At 36.9% G+C, this 13,958-nt stretch carries 13 protein-coding genes; 1 reads left to right on the top strand and 12 read right to left on the bottom strand.

The annotated features are described in order from the left end of the window. Window positions 1–8 precede the first annotated feature (8 nt). The 9 genes from B3317_RS10555 to B3317_RS10515 form a co-directional block, all read right to left on the bottom strand. Window positions 9–341 (bottom strand): DNA-directed RNA polymerase subunit omega, encoded by a 333-nt coding sequence (locus B3317_RS10555; protein WP_291111265.1) that lies wholly within the window; start codon window positions 339–341, stop codon window positions 9–11. A gap of 36 nt (window positions 342–377) precedes the next feature. Further along, window positions 378–1,229 (bottom strand): outer membrane protein assembly factor BamD, encoded by an 852-nt coding sequence (locus B3317_RS10550; protein ID WP_291111263.1) that lies wholly within the window; start codon window positions 1,227–1,229, stop codon window positions 378–380. Between the two features lie 94 nt (window positions 1,230–1,323). Continuing rightward, window positions 1,324–2,538, bottom strand: coding sequence for an aminotransferase class V-fold PLP-dependent enzyme (locus B3317_RS10545; protein WP_291111261.1), 1,215 nt, complete (start codon window positions 2,536–2,538; stop codon window positions 1,324–1,326). Window positions 2,539–2,626: 88 nt separating this feature from the next. Further along, on the bottom strand, window positions 2,627–3,967 hold the full coding sequence (sufD, locus tag B3317_RS10540; RefSeq protein ID WP_291111259.1) for a Fe-S cluster assembly protein SufD: 1,341 nt from the start codon (window positions 3,965–3,967) through the stop codon (window positions 2,627–2,629). Further along, window positions 3,967–4,728: a Fe-S cluster assembly ATPase SufC gene (gene sufC / locus B3317_RS10535; protein WP_291111258.1), complete on the bottom strand. Its 762-nt coding sequence runs from the start codon at window positions 4,726–4,728 to the stop codon at window positions 3,967–3,969. Before sufC ends, sufD begins: the two co-directional genes overlap by 1 nt. Window positions 4,729–4,923: 195 nt before the next feature. Further along, complete coding sequence (locus tag B3317_RS10530) at window positions 4,924–5,688, bottom strand: exodeoxyribonuclease III (protein ID WP_291111256.1); 765 nt, start codon at window positions 5,686–5,688, stop codon at window positions 4,924–4,926. 86 nt (window positions 5,689–5,774) lie between these two features. Further along, the gene (locus tag B3317_RS10525) at window positions 5,775–6,548 is read right to left on the bottom strand and encodes an ABC transporter ATP-binding protein (RefSeq protein ID WP_006799338.1); all 774 of its coding nucleotides are present in this window, start codon (window positions 6,546–6,548) and stop codon (window positions 5,775–5,777) included. Then, on the bottom strand, window positions 6,545–7,288 hold the full coding sequence (locus tag B3317_RS10520; RefSeq protein WP_414647491.1) for an MlaE family ABC transporter permease: 744 nt from the start codon (window positions 7,286–7,288) through the stop codon (window positions 6,545–6,547). Before B3317_RS10520 ends, B3317_RS10525 begins: the two co-directional genes overlap by 4 nt. A 248-nt stretch (window positions 7,289–7,536) precedes the next feature. Then, a complete protein-coding gene (locus tag B3317_RS10515; RefSeq protein ID WP_291111253.1) occupies window positions 7,537–10,671 on the bottom strand; it encodes a hypothetical protein in 3,135 nt (1,044 codons plus the stop codon). 456 nt (window positions 10,672–11,127) lie between these two features. Here B3317_RS10515 and B3317_RS10510 point away from each other — a divergent pair, with 456 nt between their 5' ends. Further along, window positions 11,128–11,559 (top strand): acyl-CoA thioesterase, encoded by a 432-nt coding sequence (locus B3317_RS10510; RefSeq protein WP_291111251.1) that lies wholly within the window; start codon window positions 11,128–11,130, stop codon window positions 11,557–11,559. A gap of 243 nt (window positions 11,560–11,802) precedes the next feature. Here the strand turns inward: B3317_RS10510 and B3317_RS10505 are convergent, their stop codons facing one another. The 3 genes from B3317_RS10505 to B3317_RS10495 form a co-directional block, all read right to left on the bottom strand. Then, on the bottom strand, window positions 11,803–12,240 hold the full coding sequence (locus B3317_RS10505) for a hypothetical protein (protein WP_291111249.1): 438 nt from the start codon (window positions 12,238–12,240) through the stop codon (window positions 11,803–11,805). Between the two features lie 487 nt (window positions 12,241–12,727). Continuing rightward, window positions 12,728–13,171, bottom strand: coding sequence for a hypothetical protein (locus B3317_RS10500; protein WP_291111247.1), 444 nt, complete (start codon window positions 13,169–13,171; stop codon window positions 12,728–12,730). A gap of 11 nt (window positions 13,172–13,182) precedes the next feature. After that, a partial coding sequence (locus B3317_RS10495) for an RHS repeat-associated core domain-containing protein (RefSeq protein ID WP_291111245.1) occupies window positions 13,183–13,958 on the bottom strand: 776 nt, incomplete at its 5' end.

The following is a 13,958-nucleotide window of genomic DNA, read 5'->3' as shown; positions in this document are numbered from 1 at the left end:
CGTATTTTTTAGAAATTGTCTTTATCCTTATTTGGATTTCTGTAGTAAAGTTTACCTTCTGTATATTCCTGGGCAGCGATCAGCGTTGCTTTAGGTAGCTTCTCATAATAACGGGAAATCTCGATTTGTTCCCTGTTTTCGAAAACTTCTTCCAAATTATCATTATATGAAGCAAATTCCTGCAGCTTTTTATCCAAATCCTGTTTCATTTCAACAGAGATCTGATTAGCACGTTTTGATATGATTCTCACAGTTTCATATACATTACCTGTATCTTCCGACAAAGTCATCATGTCTCTGGTAACTGTATTACTGGCTGCATTTGATTTTCTGTAATCCATTTTAATCCTTATATTTATATTAGTAGAATATTTTGCTTATTTACTTAATTCCTGTTGTACTGCCTCATTTGTAACCTGATCTACTTCCTGTCCGAGAGCTTTTAAAGCCTGGCGGTAGTATCTTTCGCTTTCTTTCAAGTATTTTCCGCTGGGGAACATATTCTTGTAATTGAAATGTTCGTCCATCAATTCACGATAGCGGGTCGGTTTCTTTTCTTCAATACTATAATATGCCAGTTCGTACCTCGATCTCACAATTAATATCTGAAATTCTTCAGAAAATTCCGAAAACGGGTAATTCTTTAACGCCTCACGGGATGTAACGATACAGGCTTCATAATTATTTCCCATATACAACCCTAAGTTGAAATAAAGACGGGCAGCCAAGAACTCTTTGTATGATAATTTTTCCTGCAGTTTGAACATCAAATCCTGCGCTTCGGGAGCCTTCTCACTTTGAGGAAAATACTCAAGGAAACTCTGGAATTCCTGGATTCCCTTTATCGTACTTGTCTGATCCAAACGGGCATCGGGTGAATCTAAATACAAACCGTACGCGGCATTAAATCTTGCCAGTTCGGTATAATCTCCTTTAGGAAATTTGTTATAGTATCTTGTATAATATTGAGTAGCAGTGGTATAATCTTTATCGTAGAAATAGGCTTGCGCCATCAAAAATAAAATCTCCTGCTCTTTGGAGGAGCCTGTGTATGTAGAAAGAATTTCGTCCAGCAAGGTAGTAGTCCTACCATATTTTTTTTCATCGAAATATTTCTTGGCATATGTGTATTTCAGCTCGGCATCGCGGCTTTTCAGTATTTTATTATACTCTCCGCACGAAGCTAGTAATAAGGCCAATAACAGTGTACACAGAATTTTAATCTTCATTCTACTCAAAAATTAGTTTGCAAATTTACACAAAGCTTTTATAATTTGAAAATAAACTTTTACAATTATGTTTTTTTGAGATTCATAGCTATCATTAGCCAAACATGGCTACTACCCGTTTTATGCCTTCAATAAGCTTATCTATCTCCTCCTTTGTATTATAAAATGCAATCGAAACCCTTACAGTACCTTCTATACCAAGCTCCTCCATAAGCGGCTGGGCACAATGGTGGCCTGTACGAACAGCTATTCCCATTTTATCCAAAAGCATTCCCATATCGTAATGATGAATATTTCCTATAAGAAACGAAATAACGCTGCTCTTATTGTCAGAAGTGCCGAAAATACGGATATTTTCTATTTTCTTCAATTCATCGGTACAATAGCTTAATAACTGATCTTCGTATTCTTTTATTGAGTCCAGTCCTATATTTTTTATATAGTTTATAGCTTTTGCGAAGGCTATTACATCCGGATAATTGGGTGTACCTGCTTCAAATTTGAATGGTAATTCATTGAATGTCGTCTTCTTAAATGAAACCTGACTTATCATTTCCCCACCTCCCTGATAAGGCGGCATGAGGTTCAGCCACTTCTCTTTTCCGTAAAGCACCCCTACTCCATTCGGCCCATACACTTTGTGTGCAGAGAAAGCCAGAAAATCGCAATCGAGCTTTTGCACATCCACTTCCATGTGCTGCACCGATTGTGCCGCATCTATAAGCACCGGAATATCGTGTCTATGTGCAATTTCGATAATATCTTCTATCGGATTCACCGTACCTAACACATTGGATATGTGCATAACAGATACTAAGCGTGTTTTGGGTGATATGAGTTTTTTAAATTCATCCATCCTCAACTCACCTTTTTCGTTAATCGGAATAACCCTTAGTCTAATACCTCTTATCTCTTCCTGTAATTGCCACGAAACAATATTGGCATGATGCTCCATGGCGGAAATAATGATTTCATCGCCTTCTTTACAAAACTGCCGGCAAAAACTATGCGCCACCAGATTGATGGATTCGGTAGTACCTTTGGTAAAGATGACTTCCCTACTATGCTTTGCATTAATGAATTGCTGCACTACAGCACGGGATTCTTCTGCCAGATCAGTGGCCTGTTGGCTTAAATGATGTACACCACGATGCACATTTGCATTCGTGGTGTAATATACTTTTTCTATTTCTTCTACTACGCATTTGGGTTTTTGAGTGGTAGCACCATTATCGAAATAGATAAGCGGTTTACCATAAACAGTAGTGGAAAGAATAGGAAAGTCGGCTCTTATTTTTTCAATGTTCATTTTTTTCAGTTAGCAGTTAGCAGTTAGCAGTCAACAGGATAAGTACCTGCGACTTATAACTCATAACTTAAATTTATAACTACTAATCTTATTTGCATACCAGGCAGTTGCCACAGCGCGCACTTTCTCCGCGGAAACGTTTTTCAACGAGATCCTGCAATCTTTCTCTCAGGCGCGGAATACGCACATGCTCCAAAACTCCTGCTGTAAAGGCCTGCATCAACATCAGCTTTGCAGCATCATATCCTATACCACGCGAACGGAGATAGAACAGCGCTTCCTCATCCAGTTGTCCGGTAGTCAGTCCGTGAGAACATTTTACATCGTCAGCATATATTTCGAGCTGGGGCTTAGCATACATTTTTGCATTTGGCGATATACAAAGATTGTTATTAGACTGGTATGCCATTGTTTTCTGAGCATCTTTCTCTACCAGAATACGTCCGCAAAAAGAACCTTTAGCTTCATCCTGCAATACATATTTAAACAACTGCGTACTAGTACAGTGTGGTTTAGCATGATCGAGGAATGCAAAATTATCTACATATTGCTGCCTGTCGGCGATAACCATTCCGCATACATATGCTTCGGCATGTTCACCGTTCAGTTTTACATTGTAGTTATTACGGCTTACACCTGTATTCAAAGTCATGTTATTCACCAACACGTTCGAAGATTCCTCTTGTAATACAAATGTATTTGTCAACCGAGTCACCTTATCCGAGTTTTCTTCCAGGTCATAACAGTCTACAATAGCATTCCGTCCGGCATATATTTCGGTTACCTGAGTAGCCAGAAAGTGGGATTCGTCTACCGTATGGTCACAAATAAGCAATTTCACCTGAGTATCGTCCTCCGCAATAATCAATATACGGCGATTTACGAGATAATTGAACTCGCTTTTCAGAATGTTGATTAATTGTATCGGCTCTTCAACGATCATTCCCTTAGGCACATATATCACAAAGCCATCCTGAGCAAACATAGTATTGAATGCAATGATACCATTGTTATTCACATCTGCTATTTGTCCGTAATATTTACTGCAAACTTCGGGTTTCTGCTCTGCAAATTCTTTCAGGCTACCTACAAATACACCTTTAGGGTATTCTACGTGTGGACTGTGTTCCTGATGAAACAAATCGTTCAGTACAAAATACAGATTCGTTGTCATATTAGGAATCTCGCACTTGAATGCCACGTATGGATTTCCCTGAAACGGAACACGGTTCAAGTTGAGACCAAAATCAGGCATAAACTCCGCCGCCACATCCAAATAAAGGTAATCCTCCAGTTTCTTTGTGGGGAAACCTTGTTTCTGAAAGGCTTCGAATGCTTTATCGCGTTGGCTGTTCAGCCCCGGCGCAGATTTAGCATCGATCTTATCCCTGTACTGGTTGAATATATCTATATATTGATTCTCTATCATTATTCCTGAAATTCTTTAATAATCCAATCGTAACCTTTTTCTTCAAGCTCCAAAGCTAATTCTGCCCCGGCACTTTTTACAATGCGTCCCTTGTAAAGAACGTGCACAAAGTCCGGTTTAATATAGTCCAGCAATCGTTGGTAGTGAGTAATCACCACTGTAGCGTTGTCTTTACGTCTCAGCTTGTTAACGCCGGCTGCAACGATACGAAGAGCATCGATATCAAGCCCCGAATCGGTTTCGTCCAGGATTGCGAGCTTTGGCTCAAGCATAGCCATCTGAAATATCTCGTTACGTTTTTTCTCTCCACCCGAAAAACCTTCATTTACCGAACGTCCGGCAAGGTCTTTATCCAGTTCTACAAGCTCTCTTTTTTCTTTTATCATTTTCAGAAAATCAGAAGCCGATATCGGTTCCTGTTCCCTGTGTTTCCGAATTTCATTAAGGGAAGCGCGCATGAAGTTAGTCATACTCACGCCCGGTATTTCCACAGGATACTGGAAGCTTAGAAAAAGGCCTTCACGTGCCCTGTCTTCCGGGTCCATATCGAGCAAGTCGTGTCCTCTGTAATCTATTTCTCCCTCTGTTACTTCAAAGTTAGGGTTACCTACAAGTACAGAAGCAAGTGTGCTTTTACCTGCTCCGTTAGGTCCCATTATTGCATGAATTTCGCCCTCGTTAACCTCAAGGTTCAATCCTGTTAGTATTTCCTTGCCTTCAACATTGGCGTGCAAGTCTTTTATGTTTAATAAGTTTGCCATTATAAATTTTATGTTGTTTAAATAATAATCCCAGTGTTTACTAACCTTTTTAACACTAAGAAATAATATATGTTCAAGTCGTAACGACTTCCGGACACAAAATTAATAAATAAAAAGCAAAATAGCTTGTTTATGACAAGCTATTAGTTATTTATTAAATCTATATCTCCAAAGATATAATTCAGACTATTTATTTTAAAAATCCATCTCCACCGCTATCGGGCAATGATCCGAAAAATCTATATCGCTCAATATTGCCGCTCCATTAAGGCGGGGTCTGGCTTCTTCCGATATGATATGATAGTCGATGCGCCAGCCCAGATTCTTTCCTCTGGCTCCGGCCCGGTAGCTCCACCAACTGTATTTATCGGGACTTTCGTCATATACACGGAAAGTATCTATCAATCCTGTAGCAATATATTCGTCAAACCACTGACGCTCTTCAGGCAAGAAGCCTGAGTCTTTGGTATGACGCTCAGGATGGCTTATATCTATTGGCTTGTGACAAATATTATAATCACCGCAGATAAGTATCTGAGGCCTTTCTTTCCGTAGTTCATTTATGAAATGGGTGAAATCGGCCAGAAATTTCATTTTTATATCCTGACGTATATCGCCCATTGTTCCGGAAGGGATATAGACACAGATCACTGTCATATCACCATAATCGGCACGAAGTACCCTACCCTCTCTATCATATACAGGCATATCCATACCTGATTTTACAAAGTCCGGTTTCTTTTTTGTCAGGATGCCGACTCCGCTATATCCTTTTTTCTCTGCAGAATGAAAATAATAATGATATCCCAATGATTGAATGGTCAATACATCTATCTGTTCTTCCATCGCCTTTATCTCCTGTAGACAAAGAATATCCGGCGATTCTTTTTCCATCCATTCGTATAACCCTTTATTTACGGCAGCACGTATACCGTTAACGTTGTATGATATTATTTTCATAGTTTATTAATCCAGCGAATTAGCATATTTGTCAATTAGTTAATAACATCATATCCAAATTTACCAATTTCCGAATTTGCCAATTTTTATGTTAGTTTTATTCCTTCGTTTTCTGCAGCCTTGACTTTCTTGAATAAATCCGAAGCAAAGACAAAATCATTGAAATCTTCATTTGTCGAAGACATTACATCGGCACTGGTGCCCTGCCACTCCAGATTTCCCTCTTTAATATAATTGATACGCTCACCGATCCCCATCACCGAATTCATATCATGGGTATTGATAATCGTTGTCATATTATACTCTTTTGTGATATCGTGTATCAGGTCGTCTATAACCAATGAAGTCTGAGGGTCAAGTCCTGAATTGGGCTCATCACAGAACAGATACTTCGGGTTGAGCGCAATAGCGCGGGCAATAGCAGAACGCTTCATCATACCTCCACTTATTTCGGAAGGATATAAATGGCCTGAATCGGCAAGATTTACCCTTTCGAGGCAGAATTGTGTACGCTTTGCCTGTTCGGCTCTCGACATATCGGAAAACATCATCAATGGAAAGTTGACATTTTCGAATACTGTCATGGAATCAAATAATGCGGACCCCTGAAATATCATTCCCATCTCCTGACGCAATGCTTTTACCTCAGCCGTTTTCATTTTTGTAAGGTCCCGCCCGTCATATAGAATCTGCCCGCTGGTAGGTCGCATCAAACCTACCAAGTTCTTGAGAAGTACAGTTTTTCCCGAACCACTCCGACCTATTATAAGATTGGTTTTCCCTGCTTCGAATACAATATTTATATCTTTCAGCACTTCCCTGCCATCGAACGACTTATCTAAATTTTTTACTTCTATCATGACATCATCAATTGAGTGATTAACAAGTCTGACACGAGCACAAGTATACTACTCATTACAACAGAATCCGTACTGGCTTTACCCACATCCAGCGAGCCTCCTCTGGCCGAATAACCGTAAAAAGAAGCTACGGAGGCTATGATGAAAGCAAATACTATCGTTTTTATAATTGCATACCATACATAGAACTCTTTAAAGAATGATTGCAGACCATATTGAAATGTATCGGCAGGCATTATCTGCCCTATTATACAAACAGAAAAACCACCAATAACACCAAACACCATACTTAATACCACCAGCACGGGAATAAAAGCCATTAAAGCCATGATTTTAGGAAGGATAATATAATTCGCCGAGTTTACACCCATGATTTCAAGGGCGTCTATCTGTTCGGTCACCTGCATAGTTCCTATTTCGGAGGCAATATTAGATCCTACTTTTCCGGCTAGTATAAGACACATGATAGTGGACGAGAATTCCAGAATCAGGATTTCACGGGATACATATCCCACTGTATATCGCGGCATAAAAGGAGAATCTATATTCAACTTAATCTGTACTACGATTACGGCTCCGATAAAGAATGAGATAATGATAACTATCCAGATGGAATTTACTCCAAGCTTGCTCATTTCGGTAAAGAACTGACGAAAAAATACATTCCATTTCTGAGGCCTGGTAAAAACCTTTTGCATGAGAAGCGTATATCGTCCCAATTTTTCTAAAAGAGATGTCAACATATATTGATTATTTCTTTGTGCAATAATATAAAACTCCGACAAAGATACATCTTTTTAATAAATGTAAGTTTGTATCATTCTAAAATTTCCCTAAGCATAGCAAACATAGGCTGCTGAATGAGTTCGCTTTATTTATATTATAACATTAACAAAAATCCACCGAGACTTGTTGTCCGGATAACGATCATTTTAGCTAAAATTAGCAGGCACATGGTATGGATCAATATTTCTTCACAGCGACACCTTTATTGGTTTTGATAATGATAATCGTATTCCTGAACGGTTTTTCCATCTACATCTTTGGTGCGTTTCAGGCGGCCGAAGGTATCGTACTCGTAATAAACAGTGATACCGGATGGGTTTGTTGCCGTCAATAGGCCAACAAGAGGCTGGTAAGTGTAGGTGGTAACATGAGCATCAGGTAATGCTCGCTGCAGGCTGCCGTCCTTCAACTTTCCTTCGTTTGGCGTGGTTAATGCGGATAATGCATCGACACTGTTTACACCAAAAATAGAATTCAGAACCGCGGTAACTTCGGTTAGTGTGGCGTTCTTAATTTCTGCTATAGGATATTGGCCCGAGTATGACCAAAGATAGACGATTGGAAATGTAGCCTGTGGCATTATATTTTTTATATTGCCATAGCTATCATAAGTCAGAGCAAATTTTTGCTTATAGCGATTATCTTTATTTATGATGGTATTAGGAGTATCCGGGGTATATTTACCATTAGTTCCTTTATTTGATAACTTAAAATCGGTAATAGCAATATTATCCTCCAAATGATCGACTGTAGATATCTGACCTGATATATTGTAATTTAAAAATTCTCCTGAAATAATGTTTCCATTACGATACGAAATCTTTTCAATTGGAAAAGATGTCATGTTCTTACTAAGTAAATCAGCAATAAAATTCCCGGATAAGTAATCTTCCGGATAAGTAGTCTGCTCAGTCAACACCGTTCCATCACTTAGCTTTTTAATTTTTCTGCCAGTCGTATATTTATTAGGATTATCGTAGTAGTACTCTGTTTCTTCGATCAGTATATTTTCTTTTTCTTTAATATACTCTACTTCTTTAATAAGTTGCATCACCCCTGTTTTCAGGCCATCATATTTATGATAAAAGGCTGCAAGATCGGTCAGAACATCCAAATAATGTCTGGTAAATCCGTTTATTACCTCAGGAACTTCATGCATCCATACTTTCTCCCTGAATATTTGAACAGGCTGATAATATGCATTATACACATACTTCTTTCTTTTTTGCCACTCATATTTATTTAAACTGCTATTATATTTGTAAATAATAACAGAATCCAGCATTCCCATATCCCATTCTTCTTGTTCAAACGGGTAAGGATCAGTTGGTGAAGCATAAGCAGGTATATAATTCTTTAAATCGTATTTATATACTGTTTTACCAGTTTCTTTCCCCATATCAGATTCATATTCAGAAACCTCATTATAATTAACAGGCGAACCATTACCAAAAGTCATAGCTCTGGTACTTGTTCCTAAAAAAACGCGCTTACGTTCTGTTTGAAAGAGGGATGATGGATTATTATCTGACAAATAGTATTTTATAAGCTGTTCTGTATAATCGGTTTTAGGATAATAAGAAAATGATGGTTCATCTCTTATTATACCTGTTCCATCTTCATCTGGCCCATATTTATATATTTTTTCTTTAATCGGATTGGTATTTATTCCGTCATAAAATTTTATCCGTTGTATTCTATAACCTCCCGCACCTTTGATCTGGCTATCAAACTTACTCCGGAATAAATTCTGACCTACAATAAACTCGGTGCTGCCTCCTGTCGGGTACTTAATTTTCAGCAATGTAAAGTCCGGCCTGACATAAAAGATATCACTAGATGTTTTTCCTAAAAGATGATACCAGACATAAGGGTCGCTAACCGGTTCACACCCCCAAAAGGATTTTACCCCCCAAGGATTCTGCCCCCATTGTACATCTATATCTTGTTCTAAGTTAGCTATAGAGCCCGCACCTCCATATCCACTCCCCGGGTAGTATCCGTTATATCCCCAGAAATCAGCTTCCACATATCCTTTCCTTTGATAACCATAATGAAAAGAGTAAGTTTCATCATTAATTTTCAGCGTCTTTAATATCCTATTATAAAATTGGTCACTATATACCTGATTATTTCCCCCTCCTTCTTGTTCTAATGTAATTGCTTTTGTTACTTTTCCTTGATTATCTACAATTTTTATAGAAGTCATTATTGAGTTATCCTCATATGTAAACAACACTTTTCCTCCTCTGAACCTGATCTCATCAAGGTAATCCGAACTCATATACCAATAAGTAGCGGACGGGGAGCCTCCCACCGGATAGTCGGAAAAAGAATCTTCAAAAGCACCACCGGCATTCATAGTTTTCAGATCGTTCCCAAAACCGGCATAACGCTTCATCTTAGGCCCGATTATTTTCCAGAAAGGAGTTTCTTTTACCAACAAATAATTTCCACCATTACATTGACTATACCGGTCATCATAGGGCCCGGCATAATTTCGTTGATCATCATATAGTTCCAGGCGCGAACTAAACTCTACAATACTTCCCCCGTTAGGCTTATATACCGTATTGTATATAAATTCGATCTCGTCCCCATTAGGACTAACTATTTTTTTACATTTCCATGTTATAACACTTTCGTCATAATAATTTGTAGGTGTTCTGTAGTCTCGTCCCCCGCCTTCAAATAAATATTTAGTTCCATCGGTATCTATGATTGTAAATACCCAAGGTTTTACTAATATTATTTTCACACCATCTAAAGGGACCGAAATACATTTAATTTCATTGGGTTTATCTTTTACCCTTTGCAGATAAAAGGTTCCGCTTTTGCCGAGTATATTGTAATAGTATTTATCCGATTCACCGTCAATACCTCCCATTCCTCCTTCCACAGATAATTTTGATTTATACAAATTGTCTCTTATGACATCCTTATTGCTTCCTTGATCGTTGTAGTCGAAAGGACCGGGATATGTAGTGACATTACAATATCCCCCTGCTTTAAAATCATCTTTCCCGTTTATACTCCTGCTGATTTGTATATTTGTATTTAAAGTCCATCCTGCTCCTGTAGATTCAGGGATTTGATTCGAGCGCATAAAATTGTCTATATGAAAACTCAATTCGATAGGAATTATCTTATCTCCGGCCTTTAATGTATGTAGTGGAATTCTAATATCAGGAATTCCGGTTTTATGACTTACAGGATAATCAGTATACCGCATTAAAGATGTAGCAGTGGGCATTTGTATATCAACTTTATCGTATTGAGGAAATACAGATAATGAACAGAAGAACATTATAATTACATGTGCAGTATATTTTCTCATAGCACTATTATATTTAGCTGCTGTTTAATTAACACATCGCCGAGGTACAGATGATTGTGAGAACTGTTCAATTGACAAAAACCAGGTAACGCCATCCACAGGGACAGCAAGAAGAGAATCTGGGCAGGCTTCATAGTTAAGATATTTAATATTCGTCTTTAAATTACAATTTCAGGCACTTTGTATAAGGAAAAATGCTTCTTCCTTATTATATAGATAAATATTATCTTCAGATTTCACAAACAAAACATAAAAATAACATAATTTAATTAATATTGGATATTCAAGCAGTTTTTTAATACAAAAATCACTGAGATATTTCATGCTTTCAATTTAAAATTCAGTTTTATCTTAAAACATAAGCGAACTGATTTCTTGCATAGAAAAATATAAAGAAGAGGCGAAGCTCAATTTTATAATAATATCATAACTTTGCTGCAAAATAGGATGACGATTATGGATGAAATATCATTTAAACATATCATACCTCTACAATTGAGAGCTAACGACATTGATCGGTTCGGACATATCAATAATGCAGTTTATTTTACCTTCTATGATTTGGGGAAAACGAATTATATTGAAACAATTTGTCCGGGTGTAAATTGGGAAGAAGAAGCTATTGTTGTAGTTGAAATCAATGTAGTATTTAAATCTCAGATATTTGGAACCGACCATATCGCAACACAAACCGCAGTAACGGCTATTGGCACAAAAAGCTTTGAACTGGCTCAACGTGTTATCGATGTTAGGACCGGGGAAGAAAAATGTTTTTGCCGTTCAACAATGGTTACTTACGACTTGATTCAGCATAAGTCCAAGCCGGTACCACAAGAGTGGGTTGAAGCTATTTGCAATTTTGAAGGAAAAGATTTAAGAAAAAAGTAATTTCCTAATTATACAACTTACTGTAGATGCATTAGGAAATAAAACCTGTCTTAGAAGTACTTGGAACAAAAAGTGTGTAAACCAAGCTTGAATCACCGTAACTGACGATCCTCCTATAAAGATAGGCGATACCATTATCATTGGTTTAACCTCTTCTTTTTAATATGGATGGCCCTATTGAAACTAAAAAGGTAAATAGAGCAGGCCATAAAAATGACCGGACAATTAAGTTATCGTAAGAATTTACGGCTCGTGAGGATTTGCAGTCATGTCTCCTGTATCCTTGGGTGGCTTAGGACTGCCTCCAGAACCACCAGAACCTCCGATATTAAAATAGAAACCATCATACAATCCATTTAAGGCCCCATCATAATATCTTATCATGTTGAAATCTCCACTATTCTTTATTTTTGCCTGATAGAGCGCATTACCCATAGCATCATAGTAATCTTTCAGAGGCATGATTCTTTTTACTGTTGTAAACTTCATTTTACCATTTGCATCTGTACCTGTATAGACTATTATAGTTTCTTTCAACCCTGAAGTTGCATAATATTTACCTAATTTAAATCCATAATCATATCCTTCTTGCCAATAATCTCCTATAGGTATGTTAGGTTCTTCAGGGAAAGGTACGTTATTTTTATCTATGCTTTGGGCAGAAAGACTGTCAATTGACATAAAATTAAGTATCATCAAAAACGAGAAAAAATATAAAAATAAGTTGGGTTTCGTTCTCATAAATATTAAAATTAAAATGGTTAGTAACTAAGAAATATAATTTATCCGGTCATTTATTTTCCAGGTATGGTAGGTTTGAACCAAGGACAATTAATAGAGACAAAGATATACATATTGTGTGCTTTACAACGATATTCATTAAAGTAGTTCAAATATACATATTTAATCTAATATCAACTATAGTTAAAAGGTAACAAACGTAACAGATCTTTTCAATAGTTTTCATTCTGTATTTTTTCTGCTCCGCTGAATAAAAATGTATATGATATAGATAAAGAATCCTGCCGATGATGACACCAACAGGATTATAATTATTGCTACGCAACACTCAGACGGGACGTCTGCGCGAACGGGCTACCAATAAATATATCAGTAGCCGATAGACAAATTATGTGTATAAATTATTATTAAATTTATGTTCTGACTCCTATTCTCTTTTTATAATACATAGTCCTTTTAAATTATTTGCTCTATATAACGAGCGGTTAGAGCGTTCTTCCACTTCAACCATCACACCGTTAATATTTAATCCTTTGATTGTCGTATAATATGATCCTGATAGATTAACCCCAAGAAGACTTTTGTACGGGAAGATTAATGTCAAATCAAAGAATTCTATATCTTTCTCTCTTATCTGTTTACATGGTATAAGTGAACTTTCTTCTTTTTCTGATATTATTTTATAAATAGAGTCTCCTTTTTGAGCATAAATTATGTATAGCCTGTTTTTTATTTCATCTATCTTAATGATCTTATAGTAAGTCAACACAGAATCACGATTGATGTTCTTATCATGATTTAATAATGTAGCTTGACGACTGCCACAACAATACATAATAATCAGAATGAAAACTAAAAATATATATTTCATATTATAACATTTTATTGTAATGTCTGAATCACTTTATCCTTATCTTGAATAGTCTTTACAGACCATTCTACTTTAACTGCTTTTAATGGATCTGTAGTTATCTTTCCCTTTGCATCATACATCGTTTGATATATAGGGCTTTGACTAGTTGCAGCGTTGTGAGCTTGTTCATATACACTGTTAGTTGCAGATGAATTTCCGCTTGAAACACCTGATTTTTGGGAAATTTTAGCTCCTTCATATGCTTCTGTTGTTTCATGCATAATTAATTCACCTGGCATTCCTGTATGCTTATCTGCCGTTCCTAAAACTTTCGGGTTTATTTCTTGATTTGCGACAACAATCTTATTACCATCTTGATCTGTATATACTTGGTTCCCCATAAAGGCACCTCCAATAAATAGGTTTCCTGTGGAAGTCTTATCTCCATCTATGGTGTTCAGATTAACAATAATAGAACTGTTGTCTATCATGCTTGCTATTTTTTGTGCATTAAATGATAAATTACCTTCAATATTTTTCGTGTAGCAAACATTGCCATTACCAGTCATAGTCAAAGTAATACTTGATCCAGCACCAGCTTGTAATTGCTTTAGTGCATCTTGATTTAAAGCTCCAGATATTACAATATCTCCTCCTGTCGGATCAATATATTTCAATGGATTATTCATTACATACGCATATGGACTAATATTATAATATTTCTCTGCCAACGGATCAACACTCGTAAACCTTCCTAACGCACTCTCATAATACCTCGCACTATAATCATACATATTCAACCCGT

This window comes from Dysgonomonas sp. UBA7710 (assembly GCF_002482385.1).
Classification (GTDB): Bacteria; Bacteroidota; Bacteroidia; order Bacteroidales; family Dysgonomonadaceae; genus Dysgonomonas.
The sequence above is the reverse complement of the archived record's forward strand: the minus strand, read 5'-3'. Positions and strand labels throughout refer to the sequence as shown.

Coding starts and splice junctions, on each gene's coding strand:
- B3317_RS10555 (WP_291111265.1), bottom strand. CDS start 341: ATGGATTACAGAAAATCAAATGCAGCCAGTAATACAGTTACCAGAGAC.
- B3317_RS10550 (WP_291111263.1), bottom strand. CDS start 1,229: ATGAAGATTAAAATTCTGTGTACACTGTTATTGGCCTTATTACTAGCT.
- B3317_RS10545 (WP_291111261.1), bottom strand. CDS start 2,538: ATGAACATTGAAAAAATAAGAGCCGACTTTCCTATTCTTTCCACTACT.
- sufD (WP_291111259.1), bottom strand. CDS start 3,967: ATGATAGAGAATCAATATATAGATATATTCAACCAGTACAGGGATAAG.
- sufC (WP_291111258.1), bottom strand. CDS start 4,728: ATGGCAAACTTATTAAACATAAAAGACTTGCACGCCAATGTTGAAGGC.
- B3317_RS10530 (WP_291111256.1), bottom strand. CDS start 5,688: ATGAAAATAATATCATACAACGTTAACGGTATACGTGCTGCCGTAAAT.
- B3317_RS10525 (WP_006799338.1), bottom strand. CDS start 6,548: ATGATAGAAGTAAAAAATTTAGATAAGTCGTTCGATGGCAGGGAAGTG.
- B3317_RS10515 (WP_291111253.1), bottom strand. CDS start 10,671: ATGAGAAAATATACTGCACATGTAATTATAATGTTCTTCTGTTCATTA.
- B3317_RS10510 (WP_291111251.1), top strand. CDS start 11,128: ATGGATGAAATATCATTTAAACATATCATACCTCTACAATTGAGAGCT.
- B3317_RS10505 (WP_291111249.1), bottom strand. CDS start 12,240: ATGTCAATTGACAGTCTTTCTGCCCAAAGCATAGATAAAAATAACGTA.
- B3317_RS10500 (WP_291111247.1), bottom strand. CDS start 13,171: ATGAAATATATATTTTTAGTTTTCATTCTGATTATTATGTATTGTTGT.